This is a genomic window from Streptomyces sp. RKAG290, from assembly GCF_023701695.1.
In the GTDB taxonomy this organism is placed as follows: domain Bacteria; phylum Actinomycetota; class Actinomycetes; order Streptomycetales; family Streptomycetaceae; genus Streptomyces.
Genome location: NZ_JAJOZC010000001.1, coordinates 1971345 through 1993468 on the forward strand (window position 1 = coordinate 1971345; position 22124 = coordinate 1993468).

12 protein-coding genes and 1 pseudogene are annotated in these 22124 nt (G+C 72.0%); 7 read left to right on the top strand and 6 right to left on the bottom strand.

Translation table 11 applies throughout. The features are described 5' to 3' along the window. Positions 1 to 1607 precede the first annotated feature (1607 nt). The 6 genes and pseudogenes from LNW71_RS36465 to LNW71_RS08250 form a co-directional block, all read right to left on the bottom strand. Positions 1608 to 3665: pseudogene (locus LNW71_RS36465) on the bottom strand (beta-ketoacyl synthase N-terminal-like domain-containing protein); the annotation flags it as partial. Then, positions 3548 to 4336 carry a beta-ketoacyl synthase N-terminal-like domain-containing protein gene (locus LNW71_RS08230; protein ID WP_250967638.1) on the bottom strand — a complete coding sequence of 263 codons (789 nt, stop codon included), beginning with the start codon at positions 4334 to 4336 and terminating at the stop codon, positions 3548 to 3550. The gene LNW71_RS08230 and the pseudogene LNW71_RS36465, both read right to left, overlap by 118 nt. Before the next feature lie 82 nt (positions 4337 to 4418). Further along, positions 4419 to 11900, bottom strand: a complete 7482-nt coding sequence (locus LNW71_RS08235) for a type I polyketide synthase (RefSeq protein ID WP_250967639.1) — start codon at positions 11898 to 11900, stop codon at positions 4419 to 4421. A 57-nt stretch (positions 11901 to 11957) separates the two neighbouring features. Beyond that, on the bottom strand, positions 11958 to 12845 hold the full coding sequence (locus LNW71_RS08240; protein ID WP_250967640.1) for a thioesterase domain-containing protein: 888 nt from the start codon (positions 12843 to 12845) through the stop codon (positions 11958 to 11960). Further along, on the bottom strand, positions 12829 to 13095 hold the full coding sequence (locus tag LNW71_RS08245; protein WP_250967641.1) for an acyl carrier protein: 267 nt from the start codon (positions 13093 to 13095) through the stop codon (positions 12829 to 12831). The genes LNW71_RS08240 and LNW71_RS08245 overlap by 17 nt, the downstream gene beginning before the upstream one ends. Positions 13096 to 13110: 15 nt before the next feature. Next, positions 13111 to 14403: an FAD-dependent oxidoreductase gene (locus tag LNW71_RS08250; RefSeq protein ID WP_250967642.1), complete on the bottom strand. Its 1293-nt coding sequence runs from the start codon at positions 14401 to 14403 to the stop codon at positions 13111 to 13113. A 410-nt stretch (positions 14404 to 14813) separates the two neighbouring features. On the opposite strand from LNW71_RS08250, the gene LNW71_RS08255 reads away from it, so the two are divergent. The 7 genes from LNW71_RS08255 (at position 14814) to LNW71_RS08285 (ending at position 21921) form a co-directional block, all read left to right on the top strand. Beyond that, entirely contained in the window at positions 14814 to 15221 is a 408-nt protein-coding gene (locus LNW71_RS08255; protein ID WP_250967643.1) for a DUF3291 domain-containing protein, read from the top strand. Next, complete coding sequence (locus tag LNW71_RS08260; RefSeq protein ID WP_250967644.1) at positions 15218 to 16759, top strand: MFS transporter; 1542 nt, start codon at positions 15218 to 15220, stop codon at positions 16757 to 16759. Before LNW71_RS08255 ends, LNW71_RS08260 begins: the two co-directional genes overlap by 4 nt. 357 nt (positions 16760 to 17116) lie before the next feature. Beyond that, positions 17117 to 18214: a SagB/ThcOx family dehydrogenase gene (locus tag LNW71_RS08265; RefSeq protein WP_250967645.1), complete on the top strand. Its 1098-nt coding sequence runs from the start codon at positions 17117 to 17119 to the stop codon at positions 18212 to 18214. Continuing rightward, on the top strand, positions 18214 to 19344 hold the full coding sequence (locus LNW71_RS08270; protein ID WP_250967646.1) for a cupin domain-containing protein: 1131 nt from the start codon (positions 18214 to 18216) through the stop codon (positions 19342 to 19344). The genes LNW71_RS08265 and LNW71_RS08270 overlap by 1 nt, the downstream gene beginning before the upstream one ends. A 77-nt stretch (positions 19345 to 19421) precedes the next feature. After that, complete coding sequence (locus LNW71_RS08275) at positions 19422 to 20615, top strand: cupin domain-containing protein (RefSeq protein ID WP_250967647.1); 1194 nt, start codon at positions 19422 to 19424, stop codon at positions 20613 to 20615. Then, positions 20612 to 21613, top strand: coding sequence for an MFS transporter (locus tag LNW71_RS08280; RefSeq protein WP_250967648.1), 1002 nt, complete (start codon positions 20612 to 20614; stop codon positions 21611 to 21613). Before LNW71_RS08275 ends, LNW71_RS08280 begins: the two co-directional genes overlap by 4 nt. A gap of 11 nt (positions 21614 to 21624) precedes the next feature. Beyond that, positions 21625 to 21921, top strand: a complete 297-nt coding sequence (locus LNW71_RS08285; RefSeq protein ID WP_250967649.1) for a hypothetical protein — start codon at positions 21625 to 21627, stop codon at positions 21919 to 21921. The last annotated feature ends 203 nt before the right edge of the window (positions 21922 to 22124 follow it).

A 22124-nucleotide genomic window follows, 5' to 3' on the forward strand; every position in this document is an offset into this window, starting at 1 on the left:
GAAGGTGCGCAGCCCCAGCGTGCCGCGCGTCCCCGAGGGGCGGCGGGCGGCGCGAACGGGGCGAGGTCGACCGCGATGCCGTGGGAAGCCAGCCGGGCCACCAGCCGGGCCACGTCCGTCGCGCCCCGTGCGCCCCGCCGGTCGACGGAGACCGCGAGATGGGGCTCGTCGCCGAGCGTCTCGTGGATCCAGCGGGCACACGTACTGCTCGGGCCGACCTCGATGAAGCAGCGGAAGCCGTCGTCGTAGGCGCGGCGCACCAGCTTCGGGAAGTCCACCGTCTCGCGCAGCGTCACCGCGATGTTGCCGGCGACGGAGTCCGCGTCGAAGTCGGTGACCGGCGCGTAGTGCCTGCTGCTGTAGAGCACCAGGTCCCCGACGTCGCCCGTCGGATAGCGGTTGAGGTCGGCGAGGTCGGTCAGCACGCCGTCGACCACGGGGCAGTGCATGACGTGGTTGGCCGGGGAGCGGGCGCTGCGGCAGGCCAGCTCGGCGATGACCTCCTTGCACTGGCCCGGGTCACCGGCGACGACCACCTCCAGCGGGGTGTTGACGTGCGTGATGAAGACCCGCTCGAAGCGCTGGACGACTGCCCGTACGTCCGCCGCCGGGGCGAGGAGCACGTGGGTGGACCAGACCTCGCTGTCCGGCACGTCGTCGCCGAGTCCCCACAGGTCGCGCACGGTCCGCTTGGGCCCGCGCAGCATGTCGTCGAAAAGGGGCGAGGCGCTGATCTTCTCGTCGCCGCGCGCGCTCTTGATCCAGCCGCCGGTGGCGAAGAGCATGCTGCTCTCGCCGAGGCTGTAGCCGAACGCCCCGTCCACCGGAATACCGAGGACCTCGCGCACCAGGTCCGTCGAGAGCAGTGCGTAGCTCGTGCCGGCCGCCAGCATCAGCGGGATGTCCTCGACGAGCGCGCCCTCCTTCCGCATCAGGTCGCGGCGTCCCATCGGGGCGAGCGAGCGCGGGTACAAGGAGGCGCTGCGCAGCAGTTCGGCCGGGAACTCGGCCTGCGCCTCGAAGCGCGGCAGCAGCCCGGGGAACGACCGGAAGAGTGAATGACCCAGCCCCAGGTAGGAGTTGAACGCCCCGGGGAAGACCAGCGCCACCTTCCCTTCCGCACCCAGCGGCCGGGCGGTGAAGTAGCTGCCGGACGGGGAGAGCCATTCACCGCCGGACTCCCACACTCCGGGCAGGTCCTTGAGGGCCTGGTCGATCTGCCGGGCCAGCCCGTCGGTGTCGTCCGCGACGAGCACCGCCTTCAGGGGCGCGGGCCGGTCCTCGGCGAGGGCCGCCCAGTCGCCGTCCAGGGCCGCGCGCAGCTCACCGAGCCGCCGCAGCAGCCCGTTGATGTCGTCGGCGCCGACCGGCACGACCAGTCCGCCACCGGACCTGGCCCAGTCGGTCTCGGCGACCTCGCCGCGCACCTGGCCGCCGGTGAGCACGACATGCGCGTGGCTGCCGGACGTACCGGTGACGCTGACGGAGGCGGCCCGTCGTCCCTCGCGGCGGGCCCGCAGCCAGGGACGGGAGTCGGCGGCGAGGAAGAAGGCGGAGCCTTCGAGGCGGGCGGTATCCGCGCCGCCCGGTGCCACCGGGAAGTAGCCGTGGTGCAGGCAGAGTGCGGCGCGGATGACGGAGGCGAGCGCGGAGGCGCAGCCGCTGTCGCCGACGGAGCCGTGGACCGCGGACAGCGCGGTGCGCAGTTCCCCGCCGGAGCGTTCGGCGGTCCAGGTGCGGGCCAGGCCGTCGAGGGCGGCGGGGTCCGCGGCCCCGGTCTCCACGAGTTCGACCTCGCCGGGGGTGAGCCCGGCGGCGGCGAGCGCGTCCTCGGCCGCCCCGGCGACGAGCTCCGGGTCCACGCCGGGAGCGACACCTGCGGAGTGACGGACGGCGAGGGCCGCCACCGTGGCGTACACGGTCCGTTCCTGCGATACCGACTCGGGCCGGGTCACGACGACCGCTCCGGCGCCCTCCCCGAGGATGCGGAGTCCGCCGCTGATGGTGCCGGGTTCCAGCAGTTCGCGGGCGAGGGTGCTCTCCGGTCCGGCGGCGAGGTCGACGGCTCCGACCAGGACCGCCTCGACCGTGGGGTCCATCAGCAGGAGCCGGGCGACGTCGAGGGCGTCGATGCCGACCGCGCTGTCCGAGGAGAGGGTGAAGGAGGGGCCGTTGAGGTTCCACAGCGAGGAGACCCGGCTGGCCATGATGTTGCCGATGTAGCTGAGGACTTCGTTGGGTTCGATGGAGTCGTGGATGCCGTTGCGCGCGGCCCGGGTGAGCGCGGCCAGCTGCTCGGGCGTGGGCCGCACACCCGCGCTCGCGCACCACTCGGTGAGCTTGCGGCCCAGTTCGTACCGGGAGCCGTGGCCGTGCGCGCTGGGTTCCATCTCCATGCCGAGGACCACCCCGACCCGGCGCGGGCCGCCTCGGGCGCCGGCACCCGGGCGGGGCCGTTCGTACCCGGCGTCGCGCAGCGCCTCCTCTGCGACCCGCATCATCAGCAGGTGCTGCTGGTTGAAGTGGTCCAGGTCCTTGGGCGGTATGCGGTACGAGGTCGCGTCGACCTCGAACTCCTCGATGTACGCGGCGCGGGGCACCGCGTCCTTGGCGAGACCGGCCCGGTCGAGCGGTCCACCGGCGACGGTCTCGAAACCGCGCCACCGCTGCTCGGGCAGCTCGCGTACGGCGTCGAGCCCTTCGTATCCGGCGCGTTCGAAGGCGTCCAGGGTGGTGAAGGAGCCGAAGTGGGCTCCCATGCCGATGACGGCGAGTGCCGGCGGGCCGGCCAGGGGCGGCGGGTCCGCGGGGGCCGGGGCGGTGGCGGGTGCTGCCGTGCCGTCGGCGGAGTCGGTGGGCGCGTCCGCGTCGTCGTGGGCGGAGAGCACCACGTGGGCGTTCGTCCCGCCGAAGCCGAAGGCGGACACGCCCGCGCGGCGCGGGTTTCCGGCCTCCGGTTCGGGCCAGGGCCGCAGCTCCCGTACGACACGGTCGGCGACCGTGCCGGGCAGCGGCTCCTCGACGCCGATGGTCGGCGGGATGGTGCCGTGCGAGAGCGCCAGGACCACCTTGATGAGGCTGCTCATGCCGGCCACCGTCAGCAGGTGCCCGAGGTTGGCCTTCACCGACCCCAGCAGCGGCCCGCGCCCGAAGAACTCCTCCACACTGCCGAGTTCGGTGCTGTCGCCGAGCGGGGTGCCGGTGGCGTGGCACTCCAGGTACTGGATGGCGGACGGGGCGACGCCCGCCTCGCGGTAGGCAAGTTCGTACGCGGCGTGCTGGCCGGCGGCGTTCGGCGCCAGCATGTGCTTGCCGGGGCCGTCGTTGGTCAGCGCCACCGCGTCGATGACGGCGTACACCCGGTCGCCGTCGCGCTCGGCGTCGGCCAGGCGCTTCACCGCGATCATCGCGGCGCCCTGGCCGGTCACGATGCCCCGGGAACGGGCGTCGAAGGGCTGGCTGAAACCGTCCTGCGGGTAGGCCCGCAGATCGGAGAAGGAGAGGTGGACGACGGTGGGGTCGGGGGCGCAGACGCCGCCCGCGAGCATCACGTCGGCACGGCCGGTCTCCAGGTGGAGGCAGGCCAGCTTGAGCGCGTACAGGGCGGACGAGCAGGCCGCGTCCAGGGTGAGCCGTGGCCCCTCCAGGCCGAGCGCCGCCGCCACCACCTGGGCGGGCATGCCGCTGCCCACAGGTTGTGGGCGGCAGCCACGCCGTCGGCCGGGCCGTCACCCAGACCGGCGGCGCTGTCGCCGCCGGTCGGCGGGGTGGTGGCGGCGCCCGCCGGGAAGCCCGCGTCCGCGAGCCCCTCGGCCACCGCCGTGTCCCACAGCTCTCCTACGAGCCGGCCAGAGGCCGGGGTGGGGAACGGATAGTTCCCGAACACCACCCCGGTCCTCCGCCTGCTCCGACCGTCCGCGGCCACGGGGGAATAGCCGGCGTCGGTCAGTGCGTCCCTGGCCACTCCGAGCGCCCAGTGGAACGAGCGGTCGAGACCGGCCAGGTAGTCCGGTGGGAGAAGGTACTCATTCGGTTCGCCCGGGCCCCCGGGGCCACCGCCCGGAGCGCCGTCGCCCCGGGCGGCGTCGTCGCCGCTCCCGGCGGTCCCCGCGGACGGGGAGCTCGCATCGTGCTCGTCGAGGAAACCGCCCCGAAGGCAGTAGATGCGGTGCCTGTCCTCGGGATCGGTCTCCCTGGCCTGCGGGGAGTGCCCGAAGATCCGGCTGTCTCCGTCGGTGCGTGAGTCCACGCCGCCGATCAGGTTCCGCCAGTAGTCGTCGGGGGTCCCGGCGCCGGGGAAGAGGCAGGCCAGGCCGACGATCGCGTACTTGCCCATGAGGGGTCAGCCTCCGATTGTCCGAATGAGTCCGGTCGGGAGCCCGGTGAGGGGCCGTGGGAGAGGGAGCACCGGGCGGGTGTCAGACCGAGACGGTGCCGGCAGCGACCTGCACGGGCTGCCCGAACTTGCCCTCCAGCTGCGGGTCCTCGACCACGGACACCCCGTCCATGACCTGGAGCACACGGCCTTCGCGGTCGAGTGCCGTGACCGAGCAGGTGATGCCCGTCCCGACCTCCTCGATGTTCGCCACGGAGATCAGGAACTCCTGGTCGCCGGGGATCTGGGCGAAGTACCGGGTGCGCGCGATCTCCATCGGCAGGCAGGCCCGGCCGCGGTGCTGCCGGACCCAGACCAGTGCGGCCTGGAGCAGCAGATCGGCCAGTACCGGGCTGTGCAGCGCTCCGTGGTACGCGCCGCGGGCCGGCCGCCCGTCGGTGAGCCGGGCGCTCAGCAGCAGGCCCTGCGCGTCCGATGACAGGACGCGGCGGATGCCGCGCAGGCTGGGACCGTGGAAGAGCGTGCCATTGCGGTACAGCGGCCCGGCGTCCGTGCCGCTCGCCCCGCGGGCGATCCCGGCCAGGTCCGTACGGTCCGCGAGGCCCGCTCCGGCATCGCTCGTGACCAGGTTGCCGCCGTACGCGGGCCGGCTCTGCCCGGCTCCGTCCACGGCGGACGCCAGCACGTCCACGGTGTCCGGCCTGGAGTCCCGGCCGGGCTCCAGGAACAGCCGCAGCCGCGAGGGGGCTTCGCCCTCTCCGTCCAGGACCACGCCCTTGAAGACCCGGAAGCCGCTCACCTCGGTGACCGTCTTGCCGGTTGCCGTCTCGGCCGCGCCGATCAGTGCTCCGAGCGCCGCGGTGGCGGGCAGTACCTTCTTGCCGTCGATCGTGTGATCGGCCAGCAGGGCGTCGGAGGCCAGCTCCGCCAGGTCGCGGTCCGCCAGCAGCGAGACCGGGGTGCCCGGTCCTGCGGCGGGCGGGGTGGACAGCGGCGTCAGCGGACCGGCGACGATGACCGTGTCGTGGCCGCGGGCCGCCGTGAACTGTTCGGCGAAGATCCCGGCCCCGGTCCGTACCGGCACCAGCTCCACGCCGCGCGAGGCGAACATCTTGCGCAGGTCGTCGGTGACCATTCCACCGTCCCAGGCGCCCCAGTTGACCGAGGTCACCCGGGCCGACGGAAGCTCACGCTTCAGCCGCACCGCGAGCCGGTTGAGCGCCTCGTTGGCGACCGCGTAGTCCGACTGGCCCCGGTTGCCGAAGAACCCGGCGACGGAGGAGAAGAACACCAGGTGCCGCAGGTTCGCGGTGCCACGCAGCGCGTCCAGCACATGGCCGAGGCCGAGGATCTTCGTGCCCAGAACCCGGTGGACCTCCTCCGCGGTCTTCTCCGCGATCAGCCGGTCGGCCAGCACACCGGCGCCGTGCACCACACCCGTGACGCGAGCGGCGTACGGTGCCAGCGCGGCCCGCACAGCGGCCGCGTCGGTGATGTCGACGACGACGTACTCCACGGTGGCGCCGCTCGCCCGCAGCCTTCGCAGGTTCTCGTTGATCTCCCGGCTGCCGGCCACCTTCCGGTAGACCGCCTCGACCCCGCGCGGGGTCGGCTTCTCGCCGGTGGCGGCGATCCGCTTGGCGATCGTGCCCTTGAGACCGGCGCCGTCCAGACCGGCCGCCCACTCGGGCTCCGGCTCCACCTGACTCCGGCCGAGGAGCACCAGCCCCGCCGGCCGTGCGTCGACCAGTGCCTGGAGGCAGTCCGCGGTGATGCCGCGGGCCCCTCCGGTGACCACGAGCAGGTCACCGGCCTCGATCTCGGGTACGGCGGCCAGGTGCCCGGCGGGGGCGTCGGCCGAGGGAACGACCGTGCGCCGTCCGTGGGCGTCGTGGGCGACGTCCGCGAGGTCCGTGGCCAGGTCGCCTATCTCGCCCAGGAAGCGGTCGGCGACCGTCCCGTCGTCCAGACCAGGTGCGAAGTCGACGGTACGGGTGAAGAGTTCGGGAACCTCGATCCCCAGCGTCTTCACCAGCCCGGCGACCCCGCCCAGCAGCGGCGAACCGGACTCGCTCCCGCGGTAGCCGTTCGCGCCGTCGAGCTGTGTCAGGGCCACGAAGCCGGCCCTGTTCCCGGCCGCGGCTGCCGCCTTCAGCGCGGGCTGTGTCTGCTTCGCCACGAGCACGGTGTGTGCCAGCCGCTGTGCCGCGTCGGCCCACTCCTGTCCGGTGGCCGCCACCAGCTGCACGACCAGGTCGATGCGTCCGGTGGTCACCGCACGGGCCAGCTCCGCCGCGTCCCACGTCCGCAGCTGCTGCACCGAGTCGACGCCCTCCGTGGTCGCCACCTCGCCGGGCAGCGCCACGACCTCGATCCGCCAGCCGTCGGCGCGCAGCGCACTGATCACGGGTCTGGCCAGCTTCGAACCGTCATCCACGACGAGCGCGGTCCGGCTGGCCGCGTACGCCTCCACGACCCGGTAGGGCGCGGGCAGTTCCCGTACGGAGGCGAACGTCCGCCCGACACCGGGGGCGCTCGGGTAGTTCACGACCAGGGGCGCCTGGGAGGCGACCGGGGCGGGGGCGACTGCTGCGGGGGCGGCGGCTGCCGGCGCGGCGGCGGAGCTCAGGAAGCCCGCGACGTCGTCCAGCGTCCGCAGCTCACCCAGACGCTCCGGATCAACATCACCCGACACCGGGAACCGCTCCTGCAACGCACCCAGAATCTGAACCCGCTTGATCGAGTCAATCCCCAGATCCGCCTCAAGATCCATACCCGGCTCCAGCATCTCCGCCGGATAACCCGTCTTCTCCGCCACCACCGCAAGCAGGGCCTCCAGGACCCCGCTGTCGACAGCCGCAACAGCGACCGGGGCAGAGGCGACTTCTTCGACGGCTACCGGAGCAGCGGCTACGGGGGCGGCGACTGCTGCGGGGGCGGCGGCTGCCGGCGCGGCGGCGGAGCTCAGGAAGCCCGCCACATCGTCCAGCGTCCGCAGCTCACCCAGACGCTCCGGATCAACATCACCCGACACCGGGAACCGCTCCTGCAACGCACCCAGAATCTGAACCCGCTTGATCGAATCAATCCCCAGATCCGCCTCAAGATCCATACCCGGCTCCAGCATCTCCGCCGGATAACCCGTCTTCTCCGCCACCACCGCAAGCAGCGCGTCCAAGACCCCGCTGTCGACAGCCGCAACAGCGACCGGGGCAGGGGCAGGAGCAGCGACCGGGGCGGGCGCTTCGACCACTACCGGAGCAGCGGCTACGGGGGCGGCGACTGCTGCGGGGGCGGCGGCTGCCGGCGCGGCGGCGGAGCTCAGGAAGCCCGCCACGTCATCCAGCGTCCGCAACTCACCCAGACGCTCCGGATCAACATCACCCGACACCGGGAACCGCTCCTGCAACGCACCCAAAATCTGAACCCGCTTGATCGAATCAATCCCCAGATCCGCCTCAAGATCCATACCCGGCTCCAGCATCTCCGCCGGATAACCCGTCTTCTCCGCCACCACCGCAAGCAGCGCCTCCAGGACCCCGCTGTCGACAGCCGCAACAGCGACCGGGGCAGGGGCGGGGGTGGGGGTAGGAGCAGGGGCAACAGCAGGAACAGGAGCAGCGACAGGTGCCGCAGCCACCACAGGAACAGACGCGGCCGGCGCGGCGGCGGAGCTCAGGAAGCCCGCCACATCGTCCAGCGTCCGCAGCTCACCCAGACGCTCCGGATCAACATCACCCGACACCGGGAACCGCTCCTGCAACGCACCCAGAATCTGAACCCGCTTGATCGAATCAATCCCCAGATCCGCCTCAAGATCCATACCCGGCTCCAGCATCTCCGCCGGATAACCCGTCTTCTCCGCCACCACCGCAAGCAGCGCCTCCAACACCCCACTGTCGACAGCCGCAACAGCAACCGGGGCGGGGGTAGGAGCAGCGACCGGGGCGGCCTCTTCGACCACTACCGGAGCAGCGGCTACGGGGGCAGGGGCGGCGGCGGAGCTCAGGAAGCCCGCCACGTCATCCAGCGTCCGCAGCTCACCCAGACGCTCCGGATCAACATCACCCGACACCGGGAACCGCTCCTGCAACGCACCCAGAATCTGAACCCGCTTGATCGAATCGATCCCCAGATCCGCCTCAAGATCCATACCCGGCTCCAGCATCTCCGCCGGATAACCCGTCTTCTCCGCCACCACACCCAACAGGGCCTCCAACACCCCACTGTCAACGACCACGGCAGCAGGCACGGGAGCAGGGGCAGGAACGGGAGCAGGGGCCGGAGCAGGCACCTCCGCAACCACCGGAACAGAGACGGCCGGAGCCACCGGAACGGCGGCAACCGGAGCAACCGGAGCCACTGCCACCGGCGCGACCGGAGCGGCCTCCACCGGGGCCGCCGCCGGAATCGGCGTCGCGTCGGCAGGGGCCTCGTCGGCGCCCCGCAGGGCGTCTATCAGCAGTCGGGTGGCGCGCTCGTGGCTGGACGCGATGGACGTGCCGTGTTCCTGGATCAGGCGCAGGGCGGCGTCCGTGTCGGGGTGGGAACCGGCGCGGACGGAGTCCTCCAGGGACTGGACCGCCTGCCGGATCGTCGTGACGTGCGAGTCGAGGATCTCGGCCTGGAGGCCGAGCCCCTCCCGCACGACGTCGCTCAGCTCGTCGCCCGCACCCGTCGCCGCCGGCGCCGGGGTGGCTGCCGGGGCCGGGGCCGCCTGCGTCACCGTCGGCTCGGCGAGGGCCTCCTCGTACGCCGAACGCCGCGCGTCCGTGACGTAGTTGATGCCGCGCAGCGGGATCGTCAGGCCCTTGCGGACCGGCACGACAAGCTCGGGCTCCGTGTGGTTGTCGATGCCGGTGACCGGCAGGCCGAGCACCGCGAGCTCGACGACCGCCCGCTTGAGTGCCACCTCGCTGTCCTTGGAGGGGCCGCCGTCGACCGCGATCGACACGACGTCCTCACGTCCGTCCAGGATGCGGCCGATGAGGTCCGACAGCACCCGCTTGGGGCCGAACTCGACGAAGACGCGGTAGCCGTCGGCGTACATCTGCTCGATGCGCGCGGCGAAGTCGACGGGCTTCAGGAGCTGGTCGACGAGGGTGCGGCCGTTGGCGGCCGGGTCGCTGCCGTATGTCGCGCCCGCGGTGTTGGCGTACACGGGGACACTCGGCGCTCCGAGCCCGACGCGGTCGACCGCCTCGCGGAAGGCGTCCGCGGCGTGGGCCACGAAGCGCGTGTGGAAGGCGGCGGAGACCGGGAGCCGCTTGGCGTGGATCCCACGGCCCGCGGCGTCGGCCACGAGGCGGTCGATCTCGGCGGTGGGGCCGCCGACCACGATCTGGCCGGGGGCGTTGATGTTGCAGACGCTCACGTCGCGGTAGGCGGCGACGAGCTCCTGGACCACGGCCTGTTCGGCGCGGACCGCGGCCATCGCGCCGGGGTCGAACCCGGTGCTGCCGGCCGGCGGGGCCATGGCGAGGCCGCGCGCCCGGGACAGCTCGGCGAACCGGTCGTCGTCCAGCGCGCCCGCGGCCCAGAGGGCGGTGAGTTCACCGAAGGAGTGGCCGACCGTGCCGTCGGGGCTGAAGCCGAGCTCCTTGAACCAGGCGAACTGACCCGCCGACAGCGCGCCGATCGCGGGCTGGGCGAACTCCGTGCGCCGCAGCCGCTCGTCCTGCTCCTTGCGGGCCTCGTCGGTGAAGGCGGGCGGCGGGAAGACGACCCGGCCGAGGGTCTCGGCGCCGCTGGTGAGCTGGTTGGCCCTGTCGTACGCGGCGAGTACCGACGGGAGCGCCAGGGCGGCGCGGCGGCCCATGCCCACGTACTGGCTGCCCTGACCGGCGAAGACGGCAGCCGTCTTCGCGCCCGGGGGGAGCGCGGCGCGGCGGTAGGTGATGCCCTTGGGGTGCTGCCAGGACGCGGCGTCGGGCTTGGCGCGCAGCAGCCCCACGGCCACGGCCCGCAGCTCCTCGAACTCCGCCTCGGTGCGGGCCACGATGCCGATGCGCGCGTCGCCCGCCGGGACCCAGCCGACCGGGTCGGCGGCCGCGCCGCGCTCCAGGGAGCGGGCGAGGGCCTCGGGGTCGGCGGCGTGCCAGATGCCGGTCCGGGCGACGGGGCCGAGCACCTTGGGGGCCTCGGGGCCGTCGTGCTCCTCCAGCACCATGTGGAAGTTGGTGCCGCCGAAGCCGAAGGAGGAGACAGCGGCGCGGCGCCGGTCACGGGCCGGGTCCAGGACCCAGGGGCGTGCCTCGGAGCTCACGTAGAAGGGGGTGCTCGCCGGGTCGACGGCCTCGCTGGGCTTGTCGACGTTGATGGTGGGCGGCAGGACCTTCTGGTGCAGGGCGAGGGAGAGCTTGATGAGGCCGGCCGCGCCGGCGGCCGCCTTGGTGTGGCCGATCTGCGACTTCACGCTGCCGACGGCCGCGTAGCCCAGGTCGGCGGGGGCGTCCTCGGCCTGGTCCCCGGTGACGAAGGAGCCCAGTGCGGACAGCTCGGTGTGGTCGCCGACGGCGGTGCCGGTGCCGTGGGCCTCGAAGAGCTCGATGGCGCCGACCGGCAGGGCCGCGTCCTCGTAGGCGCGGCGCAGCGCGAGCTGCTGGCCCTCGGCGCGCGGGGCGTAGATGCTCTTGAAGCGGCCGTCGCTCGAGGTGCCGATGCCGCGCAGCACGGAGTAGATGCGGTCGCCGTCGCGCTCCGCGTCGGCGAGCCGCTTGAGGGCGAGCATGCCGATGCCCTCGCCGATCAGCGTGCCGTCGGCGGAGGCGTCGAAGGGCCGGATGACCTGGCTCTTCGAGAACGCCGGGGTCTTGCTGAAGCACATGTACATCAGGATCGTGTTCTCGGCGTCGCACCCGCCGGTGAGCATCAGGTCGGCGCGGCCCTCGATGAGCTCGCTGACGGCGAGCTTGGTCGCGGCCAGCGAGCTGGCGCACGCGGCGTCGACGGTGCAGTTGGTGCCGCCGAGGTCGAAGCGGTTGGCGATGCGTCCGGCGACGACGTTGCCGAGCATGCCGGGGAAGGAGTTCTCCTCCCAGGGGATGTACGCCTTCTTGAAGCGGCGCGCGATCTCCTCCGCGTCGGCGTCGCTCAGGCCGACGCTGCGCACGACCTCCTTGAGGACAGGGGTCTGCAGGCGCGCGGAGAGCGGCTGGGTGAGGGAGTTGGCCCCGGTGACACCGAGGATGACCCCGGTGCGCGAGGGGTCGTACCAGCCCGATCCCTCGGTTCCGGCGTCGCGCAGCACATCACGGGCGACGGTAAGGGAGAGCAGCTGGAGGATGTCCGTGACCTCCAGGGTGTTCGGCGGCAGGCCGAACTCCATGGGGTTGAACGGGGTCTCCGGCAGGAAGCCACCGCGCCGGGCGTAGGTCTTGTCCTCGGCGGTGGGGTCCGGATCGTAGTAGTCGTCGGTGTTCCAGTGGCTGGACGGTACGTCCTCGATGCAGTCGTTCCCGTCCACGATGTTGCGCCAGAACTCACGCACGTTGCGGGACTTGGGGAACAGGCCGGCCAGCCCGACGATGGCGATGGGGGTTTCGGCCAGACGTGAGTAGTGCACGACGGTCCTCTCGGTCAGATGCGCCGGGTGGCGGGGCAGCGCTGGTGCGGTGGTCGGTCAGGCGACGGCGGGATCGGCCGGCCGCCCGGAGAGCACGGCGGCGGTGCGCGGGTCCTGGAGCATCGTGTAGTGATCGCCGGCAACCGCCAGCTGTCGTACGGGGCGGTCGCTGAGCTGGCTCCAGCCGAGGTCGCCGCTGTGCGGGAGCAGCGACCGCTCGGGCTTGACGAGGGTGATCTCCCGGTCCAGCGGAGCCGGTTCGTACGGTGCGGTGCAGCGGTTGTTCCGGGTCAGGCCACCGTGGTAGGCGGTGTACAGCTTCCGCAGGCCGGCCAGCTCGGTGTCGGGCGGCAGCAGGCCCTGTGCGGTGGCCGCGGCCAGCACGGCGGGCAGCCCGTCCTCGGCTGCCGCGACGGGAGGCAGGCTCACGCTGAACGGGCGGTCCCGCTTGGCGCCGAGGTACATCGCGAACCAGTCCAGCAGCATCCGGGGTTCCAGTACCTCGTCGGTGCGCTTGAACGCGGGGACGGGCGCGATGCTGTCGAGGAGGACGAGCTCCTCCAGCGTCCCGCCGCGGCCTTCGGCGTCGAGCAGGGCGGCGATCGCGAACGCCACGACTCCGCCGAAGGACCAGCCGACCAGCGAGAACGGCGCGTCGTCGGGCTTCGATGCGGTGATCTCGGCGAGACAGCGGCCGGCCAGTTCACCCACGGTGGCGGGCTCGGTCCGGGGATCGAAGGCCGCCGTGAAGAACGACGGGATGTTGCTCAGGTCGAGCAGCGACAGCGCGGTGTCCGGCGGCAGCTGGCCGGCGAACGGCTGCCAGGCGGCGGGCGCCAGCGCCCCCGGGTGGACGGCGTAGAGCCGGCGGGCCGTCCCGGTGCCCGGGGAGGTCAGCGGTGTCAGTACCGGGCGGCCGGCGGAAGGGTCAGGCCGCTGCGGCATGGCGGGCGTTCTCCTCGGCTATGTGCTCGGACAGTGCGGCGATGGTCGGGTGGTACCAGAGCGCCGTGGCCTCGAGTTCGAAGCCGAGCCACTTCTCCAGCTCGCCCGCGAGAATCAGTGCCTCGGTGGAGTCGAGGTCGAACTCGTCGAAGTAGCGCTCCACGTCGACCAGGTCCTTCTCGACCCCCAGTCGGACGGCGAGCTTCTCGACCAGCCAGGCCTGTGCTTCCAGAGCAGTGACACGCTGCATGGGAGTTCCCTCACTTCACTTCTTGATGTCGCGGGCGATGGACTCGGCGGCCTTGAGCCCCGAGACGTATCCGGCTTCGTGCGAGCCGATCAGGTCGTGGCCGATCTTCGGGGAGTGGAAGTACGATCCGGCGAGCTTGACCCGGCCCGTGTCGTTGACCGCGTAGATGGTGCGCTGCATGGTGCGCACGTCGAGGTCGATGATCGGGTGGGTGAAGGGCAGCTCGCGGATGACCGACTCCTCGCGGGGGACGATCGGGGAGTCGAGCGTGACGAAGTAGTCCTTCTCGGCGGTGAAGCCCTGAAGGGAGTTCATGTAGTACGCGACCCAGGTGCGCGGGGTGCCGTCGACGGTCTTGAGCCCGTAGTTCCAGCTCTGCCAGCGGGAGCGGTCCGGCGGCATGCTGGAGGGGTCGGTGTGCAGCACCGCCTTGGTGGAGCTGTAGCGGACCTTGCCGAGGATGTCGGCCTGGAGCGGGGTGGGGTGCTCCAGCAGCGCCAGTGTCTGGTCGGCGTGCGAGGCGATCACCGCGTAGTCGTAGCGCTCCTCGCCGTCGGCGGTGGTGACGACGACACCAGGGTTGTCGCCGTCCTCCTCGCGGACCCGGGTGACGGGGCTGGAGGTGCGCACCGTGCCGTTGAGGGCACCGACGACGCGGCGCACGTACTCGATGCTGCCGCCGGAGACGGTCTTCCAGGCGACCGAGCGGCCACCGAGGCCGCCGGGGTCGTGGGACATGAAGAAGGCGATGACGGTGGTGGCCGGCATCTCCCAGATCAGTTCGGCCGGCACCGACCAGACGGCGGTGGCGAGCAGCACGACGTAGCCGTACTTGAAGGCGTCGGAGTAGCCGCCCCGCTCCAGGTACTCGCCGAGTGCCATGTCGGTGCGCTTGCGCAGGAAGTCGCGCGGCGCCTCGCGGTGGAAGCGCTCGGCGTCCCGCCACAGGGGCATGAAGTCGGCCGGGTAGCGCTGGGCGATCTCCTCCTCGGAGAGCTCGAACTCGGCCGTGCCGTAGTCGAGCCCGCGGTCGAGGTCGAAGAAGTCGAAGCCGCCCGTGTGGTCCAGCGCGGTCGCCCCCACCTCCTGGAAGAAGGAGGTCAGCTGCGGGTAGGTACGGGAGTTGAAGACGACGAAGGCGGTGTCGATCCCGATGGTCCTGCCGTCCTCCTCGACCTCGACGGTCAGGGCGTGCCCGCCGGGCCGGTTCTCCTTCTCGTACACGGTGACATCGACATCGTCCGGCAGATGGTAGGCGGCGGAAAGGCCGGATATACCGGCTCCGATCACGGCGACACGAGTTGTCATGAAGGGTGGCCCCTCGGTTCGGGCAGATCTCCGGAAAAGGAAAGGAGTCGCGATGGGCGACGGCAGTCGGAGCGTGGAGGGCGGGCCCTCCACAAGCGTTAAGTCGTAGGTGCATCACTCCGGTTGAGCCGGCGGGCTGCGACGTGCAAGGAAAGTAATTCGGTGCGCGGCGGAGGGTCAAACACCGTATCGTCGAGTATTCGCACCCCATCGAATACGCCGATGGCATCCGGATCAGGTGTCCGGATCGACGGGTACCGGACACCGGGGGCACGAACAGGCCAACCGCGCCACTCCGGAGTGGTTGTGCACCAGCTGCATGTCCGGATGAGGGCCGCGCGTGTCTCATGTGGGTAGCGGGTAATCCCTGCTGTGATCACGAGCTCCATGCCGAAGAGGAGATATCCCCCATGCCCACCATTCCCTGGATGCCCGGGGCCGCTGCCACCGAGTCCCCCGACTCCGGCGAGGCCGTGGTCATGGCATCGAAGCTGCAAGTGAAGTCGCTGCTCAGCGTGCCCCGGTTCTTCCTGTTGTCCCTGGTGGTGTGGAAGCAGGTGCGTTCGGCGCCCGGCACCATCGGCGCCTCGCTGCGCGCCGAGCCGTTCAAGAAGACGTTCTGGACGCTGTCCGCCTGGCGGGACCAGGAGGCGCTGGACACCTTCTCCCGCAGCAACCCGCACGCGAAGATCGTCGCGAGGCTGCGGCCGGTGATGGACCACTCGGTCTTCCTCTTCTACGGCGCCGAGCGCAGCGAGCTCCCCGTCTCCTGGGACGACGCCACGCGCCGCCTGGCCGAGAAGGAGGGCAAGAAATGAGCGCGGAGACGGAGACGACGGCCGCCGCCGCACCCGCGAAGCCGGTCATCGCGCACGGCAAGCTGATCCTGACGGCCGCGTGCCTCGGTCTGTTCATGTCGTTCATCGAGGTGACGTCGGCGATCTCGACGCTGCGTGCGCTCCAGGTCGACATGAACATCGCCCCGGCGGACCTGAGCTGGGTGTCCAGCACGTACACCCTGGTCGTGGCGGCGTGCGTGCTGTCGGGCGGCGCGCTGGGTGAACGCTACGGTCGGCGCCGGGTGTTCGTCATCGGCGTGGTCACGCTCGCGGCCGGCTCACTGATCGTGGCGACGGCCGGCGTCTTCCCGCAGGTGCTGGTGGGCCGCGCGGTCAGCGGGATCGGCGGCGCCCTGGTGCTGCCCACCTCGCTGGCCATCATCACCACCACGTTCTTCGTGGACCTGCCGCGCATGCTGCGCTACATCACGGTGTGGGTGTCGGTCTCCGGCATCGGTCTGGCCGTCGGCCCGCTGCTCGGCGGGGCGTTGCTGGACGCCTTCGACTGGCAGGCGGTCTACCTGGTCAACACCCCGGTCGCGGTGGTCACGGTGGCGGTGACGCTGTACGCGGTCGCCGAGTCCAAGGTGCCGGACCGGCCGCTCGACCTGCGCGGCCAGTTCCTCTCGGTGCTGGGCCTGGGGACGCTGGTGTACGGGATCGCGACGGGCGGCCGGGCCGGCTACGACGACCCGGTCGTGCTGATCTCGCTGCTGGTCGCCGCCGTCTCGCTGGTCGCACTGGTGCGGGTGGAACGCCAGGTGGCCGTGCCGATGCTCGACGTGCGGATGATGGGCTCGATCCGGGTGTCGGCGACGCTCCTGGTCGCGGCGTCCGCGCTGTTCGCGTTCGTCGGTGTGGTCTTCCTGGAGGTGCTCTTCCTGCAGCGCGTCCAGAACGTCAGCGCGCTGAGCACCGGGGTGCGGCTGCTGCCGGCGATGGTCTTCTTCGTGCTGTCGACGCTGGTGGCGCAGAAGGTCTCCGGGAAGATCGGTCCGGGCCGGCTGCTGGCCGCCGGTTCACTGATCACGGCGGTCGCGGCAGTGCTGCTGGTCCGTCAGGAGCCGGACAGCGCCTACACGGTCACCGCCCTGGGGCTGGCGCTGGTGGGCCTGGGCAGCGGGTTCGTGGTCGCACCGTCGACCGCGGCCGCTTTCGCGGTCGTCCAGCCCGCCCAGATGGGCTCCGCGTCGAACGCCGTCACCGCGTTCCGGCAGGTGGGTTCGGTGCTGGCGACGGCGGTGCTGGGTGCCGTGCTGGCGGTCCGCTTCGTCGGGGCGCTGCCACGGACGCTGGCGGACGCCCATGTCCCGCCGCAGATCGCCTCGGCCGTCGTGGACGTGGCCCGCAGCGGGAGCAGCGGCAGCGGCCGTCCCTCGCCGCCCGGGGTGACCGATGCCATCGCCGAGTCCTTCACCGTCGGCATTCACACCGGCCTGTGGGTGGTGGCCGGCGTCTCGTTCGCCGCCGCCGTCATGGCCGGAGCATTCCTCGCCCGCAAGAATCCGTCCGCCTGAACCAGCGATTCCGCCGAATCGTCAATCAGAGTATTCGATGACGGTCAGGAATCCCCGGGAAAGCCTTTACGGCCATCCGCCAGGACTGGTTTCATTTTACTTACCGCGAACAACCGGTCGCGGAAAATGAATAGTTCGAGAGGGGGTGAAGGAAATGGACATCGTCATCATCGAGGACACCGAGGTCGTGGCTCACCACCCGAGCCTCTGAAATAAAAAAGGTCCCCTACGGTGAACTCCAGGGGACCGGAACAAAACATTCCGGCTGCGAGACGGGCAATGTCTCGCAGCCGGATGCCGTTCCGCCACCTTCCACCGTACTCCCAGACCCTCCCGACGCACAGGAGAGGAACACCGATGAAGCTCCGCCGCCGGGAGCATCTGGTCTGCAGCTGGCATCCGGACGGACTGCGCCTGGGCATCCCCGGGCAGCGGCGCTGGATACAGATGACTCCGGACCTGCTCGACCTGCTCCAGAAGGCCGACGAGGGAACGGAGTCCGGGGACCTGGTCGCCCCCTACCCCGCCGAGGAGCACCCCCGGGTGCGCAAGGCCGTGGAGACCCTGACCGGACTCGGCATCCTCGTCCCGTACGAGGACGACTCCGGCATCCCCCCGCTGTGGGAACGCTGGGGCGCGGTCACCGAGCGCTTCCACGACGAGGCCCGCAACGCCAACTACCTGGTGGACTCCCCGGAACGCGCGGAACTCGTCGACGCGATCACGTCCGGGAGCGAGTCCCCCGCCCTCTTCAAGGAGTACCCGGAGCGTCCCGCGGTGATGCTCCCGCGCCGGCCGCTGCCGCTGACCTCCTCCGTCGAGGACGTGTTCGCCACCCGCCGTACCCACCGGCTGTTCACGGGCGAGTCCGTCTCGCTGGACCAGCTCGGCACGCTCCTCTTCCACAGCTTCGCCCCGCACCGCTTCATCCACGGCGCCCAGTTCGGCGCCCAGCAGTGCCGGGTCAGCGCGTCGGCGGGCGGACGTCACGAGGTCGAGGCGTACGTGGTGGCCTACGACGTCGAGGGAGTCGCCCCCGGCCTGTACCACTACTCCCCCGCCCGGCACGCCCTGGAGCTGCTCTCCGAGGACGCGCCGCGGGAGCGGATCGCCGAGCTCACCTACCACCAGGAAGCCTCCTACTCCGGGGCGTTCACCGTGTTCACCACGGCGGTCGCCAACCGGCTGGCGTGGAAGTACCGCCACCCCCGCGCCTACCGGCTGTGGATGTACGACGCCGGCCACTACGGCCAGACATTCGCCCTGACCGCCACGGCGCTCGGACTCGGCCCCTTCCAGACGGTCGCCTTCCCCGACGACGAGGTGGAGCGGTTCCTCGGGGTCGACCCCGAGGAGGAGTTCGCCGTCTATCTGCTCGCCGCGGGCATCCCTTCCGCACCGGGGCCGCTGGTGCCCTCGGACTTCGCCTTCCCGCCGCCGTCGGAGGTGCGCTGATGTCCCCCACCGGACTGGTCTCCCTGGTGGGCGACGAGCAGACGTTCCTGAGCGAGCACTGGACACACACCCCGCTGCTGCACCGGGCGGCCTCCGCCGACGCGTTCGCCCCCGTGCTGACGATGGCGGGCTTCGCGGACGTGCTGACCACCGGGGTCCTGCGCCTGCCGCACCTGCGGCTCGTGCGCGAGGGCCAGCAGATCGCGGAGGGCACGTACACCTCGGTCCGCAAGGTCGGACACGGCACGGTGACCGACGCGATCGACCCGGCCAAGGTGCTCAGCCACTTCAGCATCGGCTCCACCCTCGTCCTGGACGCGGTCGAGCTGCTCGTCCCGGCCGTCCGCACCCTGTGCGACGCCCTCGCCGCGTCCCTGGACTGCCCGGTGGACGCCGTCGCCTTCCTCACCCCGCCCGCCGCCAAGGGCCTGGCACCCCACATCGACGACGAGGACGTCTTCGTCCTGCAGCTGTCCGGCACCAAGCAGTGGACGGTCCATGAGCAGCTGCGCCCCGTCCCGCTGAAGCCCCGCGCCCTGACCGAGGCGCAGCTGGGTCCGGTCGCCCTCACCACGGTGCTGGCCCCCGGTGACGTCATGTACGTGCCGCGCGGCACCCCGCACCACGCGGCCTCGGCGGGCAGCCACTCCCTGCATCTGTCGCTGGCCGCCCGGCGCCCCACCCTGGACGCGCGCGTGTCGGACGCCCTGCGGGACGCCCTGCTGGAGGCGGGGCCCGACACCGATCTCGACAGCCTCACCCCGGCCGCCGAGACTCAGGCGCTGGTGCGCGCCCGCGCGGTGGACGCCCTGGACCGGCTCCGTACCGCCGCCGCTCCCGGTACGGCCGAGGAGGGCGACGGCCTGCGGACGGTACTGACCGGCATGGCGGCCCTCGCCACGTCCGGCTCCCGCTACAGCGCCACCGGCGACGTGCGGCTGTCCGACGAGGCGGACGGCCAGGTGCTGGCCGACTTCGGCCGCTTCCGGGCCAGGCTGCCCGCGGTCTCCCGGCCCGCACTGGAGCGCCTGGCCGCGGGGGACGCCGTCCGCCCGGAGGACTTCTTCCCGGGCTCCACCGGACCGGTCGGTCAGCTCCTGGTCCGCGGCGCCATCCGCCTCACCACCTGACGACCCGACCATCCGACGCCCCGAAGGGAGCACCCCGTGGCCCTGGACCGCTGCATCCCCTGACCACCGACGACTTCATGAGCCGCGTCTTCGGACAGCGGCACCTGCACACCCCGGCGGCCCGGCTGCCGGACGGCTTCGGCGATCTGTTCTCCCCCGGTGCGCTGGACGAGGTGCTCTCCTCGGGCCTGCGGACGTCGTCGATCCGGCTGCTGCGGGACAACGTCGAGGCGCCCGTGACCCGCGCCACCGTCCCCGAGCCCGGCGACGCCCCTGGCTCCGCCCCCTTCGTCTCCCCCGACGCCGTGCGGGCCGCACTGGATTCCGGGCACACCCTCATCGTCCGTTCCCTGCAGCGCTTCCATCCGCCGCTGCGCCGCTTCGCGCAGGCGCTCACGAGCGAACTGGGGCACCCGGTACGGGTCAACGCCTTCATCACGCCGCCCCGTTCGCAGGGGGTCGACCTGCACTACGACATCGAGGACGTCCTGGTCCTCCAGATAGCCGGCAGCAAGCGCTGGGTGCTGCGGACCCAGCCGATGTCCGACCCGCTGCCCGCGCACGCCTGGTTCAACGCCACCGACCGCCGGCGCGAAGAACTGCGTTCGGCGAGCCGGCCGTTGGACGACCTCGTGCTTCGCGAGGGCGACTCCCTGTACTTCCCGCGGGGCACCCTGCACTCGCCCTGCACCCAGGACGAGCTGTCCATCCACCTCACCGTCGCCGTCACACCGGTCACCCACCACGACCTGCTGACCGAGCTCGTGCGCCGGGCCGCCGACGACTCCTGGCTCCGCGCCACCGTCGGCCTCGACGCCCTGGACAACGACCCGGAACTCACCCGGAACGTCCTCGCGGAGGTGGCCAGGTCCGTCGCCGAGGCGGCCGCCACCTGCGACCCCGCCGACCTGCTGTGGGCCGTGCGCCGCACCGCCTTCCGGGAACACCTGCCGGAGCCGGTCCCGGTACTGCCCGGCCCGGCCCTCGCCCACCGGCTGCGCGCGGGAGCGCAGTTCCGGCTCACCGGGCAGCCCGGTGACGACAAGGTCCTGCTGACGGTCGGCGGCCGCTCGGCCCTGCTGCCCGCGGCCACCGAGCCGTTCCTGCGCGGCCTGCGGGACACACCGGTCGTGGACCGGGCGGGTCTTGCCGCGGCGCTGGGGGCCGAAGGCGCGGGAAAGGTGGCCGACGCCCTGGTGACGATCGGACTGCTGGTGCCCGTGAGCGATGCCGGCGCCGGCGCACCACACTTCGAGGGAGCGCGGGCATGAGTGGTCAGAAGGCCGCCGAAGAGCGGACCGGGGCGGAGCCCGGCCGGGACTCCCTGCGCGCGCATCCGCGCTTCCTGCGGGTCTGGGCGGGGCAGGCCAGTGGCGCGGTGGGTGACCAGCTGCTGCCGGTCGCGCTGAGCCTGTACATCCTGCACCGGGGCGGCGGCGCCGGTGAGGTCGGACTCGTGCTGGGCGGGCGCGCGGTGTCGCTCGTGGTGTGCCTGCTGGCAGGCGGCGTGCTCGCCGACCGGATGCGGCGCACCCGCATCCTGTTCGGCGCCGACCTCTTCCGTGCCGGCATCCTCCTGCTGGCGGCGCTGCTGCTGCCCGTGGTGCCGCTGGCCGCGCTGCCGCTGCTGACCACGCTCACCGGTGCGGGCGAGGCCCTGTCCCGCCCCGCCGCCCGCTCGCTCGTCCCCACCCTGCTGCCGGACTCGCTGCTGGAGCGCGGCAACGCCCTGGTCGCCGGGGCCCACCGCAGCTCGGCGGTGCTCGGGGCGCTGAGCGGGGTCTCGCTGGTGGCGCTGGTGGGGGTCCGCCCCGCCCTGTTCCTGGCGAGCCTCGTCTTCGGGCTGGGCGCGCTGACCGTACTGCGGGTGCCGGACCGGGCGCCCGCGCCCGCGGCCGGCCAGGACCGCCGCTCCGTGCTGGCGGAGGCGGCGTACGGTCTGCGGGCGGTGCGCGGCCAGCCGTGGGCGATGGCGGTCATGGCCACCGTCTGCCTGCACCTGTTCGCCGGTTCCGCGACCGCGCTGACCCTGCTCCCCGTGGTGTCCCGGCAGCACTTCGGCGGCGACGTCGCGTACGGCGTGGTGCTGTCGGCGATGGCCATCGGCGCGCTGCCCGCCCTCGCCCTGGCCGGGCGCTGGCGTCCGCGGCTGCCGGGGACGGTGTCGATGCTCATCCTCACGCTGTACGGCCTGGTGCCCCTCTCCCTCGCGGCGCCCTTCCCGCTGCCCTGGGTCATCGTGTGCTTCGCCCTGGGGGCTTCGTCGTAGAGCTGTACTTCGTGTACTGGGCCACGGCCCTGCAACGCGCGTTCCCCAGCGATGCGTTGGGGAAGGTCTTCGCCCTGGACCAGCTCAGCGCCTACGCCCTCCTGCCGCTCGGCTACGCCCTGGTCGGTCCGATGGTCTCGACGGCGGGCACGACCGGCACCCTGGTCGGCGGCGGCCTCGTGGTCGTGGCGTCGAGCCTGCTGTGCCTGGCCGTCCCCGGCGTGGCCCGCCTCGGGGCCCAGCCGGAGAAGGACAGTTCCGCGGCGGCCCCGGAGGCACCGCTGCCCGCCGGGAGCCCGGGGGCCTGACCGCCGGCGACGGGAGGGCGGGAGCTTCCCGGAGCTACCGGGAGCCTTCGGGCGTGGCCGGTGATCCTCCGCGATTCGGCGCGAACCGACCGCGACGCAAGGCCCCTTGGCCGATTCTTGGTCAATGCATGCCCCGTACATGAGGCGTTCCTCGCCAGAGTGGCGAATTACATGTGCACATCATTCGGCGCATGCTCCACACG

What these genes read in the sequence shown, in the direction of transcription:
- LNW71_RS08230 (WP_250967638.1), bottom strand. Translation starts at nt 4,336, where the DNA reads ATGGGCAAGTACGCGATCGTCGGCCTGGCCTGCCTCTTCCCCGGCGCC.
- LNW71_RS08240 (WP_250967640.1), bottom strand. Translation starts at nt 12,845, where the DNA reads ATGCCGCAGCGGCCTGACCCTTCCGCCGGCCGCCCGGTACTGACACCG.
- LNW71_RS08245 (WP_250967641.1), bottom strand. Translation starts at nt 13,095, where the DNA reads ATGCAGCGTGTCACTGCTCTGGAAGCACAGGCCTGGCTGGTCGAGAAG.
- LNW71_RS08250 (WP_250967642.1), bottom strand. Translation starts at nt 14,403, where the DNA reads ATGACAACTCGTGTCGCCGTGATCGGAGCCGGTATATCCGGCCTTTCC.
- LNW71_RS08255 (WP_250967643.1), top strand. Translation starts at nt 14,814, where the DNA reads ATGCCCACCATTCCCTGGATGCCCGGGGCCGCTGCCACCGAGTCCCCC.
- LNW71_RS08260 (WP_250967644.1), top strand. Translation starts at nt 15,218, where the DNA reads ATGAGCGCGGAGACGGAGACGACGGCCGCCGCCGCACCCGCGAAGCCG.
- LNW71_RS08265 (WP_250967645.1), top strand. Translation starts at nt 17,117, where the DNA reads ATGAAGCTCCGCCGCCGGGAGCATCTGGTCTGCAGCTGGCATCCGGAC.
- LNW71_RS08270 (WP_250967646.1), top strand. Translation starts at nt 18,214, where the DNA reads ATGTCCCCCACCGGACTGGTCTCCCTGGTGGGCGACGAGCAGACGTTC.
- LNW71_RS08275 (WP_250967647.1), top strand. Translation starts at nt 19,422, where the DNA reads ATGAGCCGCGTCTTCGGACAGCGGCACCTGCACACCCCGGCGGCCCGG.
- LNW71_RS08280 (WP_250967648.1), top strand. Translation starts at nt 20,612, where the DNA reads ATGAGTGGTCAGAAGGCCGCCGAAGAGCGGACCGGGGCGGAGCCCGGC.